1 protein-coding gene is annotated in these 656 nt (G+C 68.8%); it reads right to left on the reverse strand.

Annotation, left to right across the window (positions count from 1 at the left end):
* Nucleotides 1–656, reverse strand: a 656-nt coding sequence (pgk, locus tag AC3FKH_RS34495; RefSeq protein WP_488680167.1) for a phosphoglycerate kinase, incomplete at both ends; no start/stop codon positions are given.

Raw genomic sequence — 656 nt, forward strand, 5'->3', positions numbered from 1 at the left:
ATGCCGTACTTGGCGATGGCGGCCAGCGTATCGCCGCCACCGGCGATCGAGAAGGCCTTCGAATCGGCGATGGCTTCGGCCAGCACCTTGGTGCCGTTGCCGAACTGGTCGAACTCGAACACGCCCACCGGGCCGTTCCAGACGATGGTGCCGGCGGCCTTCAGTTGTTCGGCCAGTTGCGCGGCGGTCTTCGGACCGATGTCGAGGATCATGTCGTCATCGGCCACGTCCTTGACGTCCTTGACCGTGGCGGCGGCGGTGGCGCTGAATTCCTTGGCGCAGACCACGTCCACGGGAATGGGCACCGAGGCGCCGCGCGCGGCCATGATGTCGATGATGGCCTTGGCGTCGGCGACCAGGTCGGCCTCGGCCAGCGACTTGCCGATCTTCAGGCCGGCGGCCAGCAGGAAGGTGTTGGCGATGCCGCCGCCGACGATCAGGTTGTCCACCTTGCTGGCCAGCGACTTCAGGATGGTCAGCTTGGTCGACACCTTCGAGCCGGCCACGATCGCCACCAGCGGGCGCGCCGGCTGGCCCAGGGCCTTGCCCAGCGCGTCGATCTCGGCAGCCAGCAGCGGGCCTGCGCAGGCGATCGGGGCGTACTTGGCGATGCCATGCGTGGTGGCCTCGGCGCGGTGGGCGGTGCCGAACGCGTC

Source organism: Cupriavidus sp. 21MJTG02-4 (genome assembly GCF_057798975.1).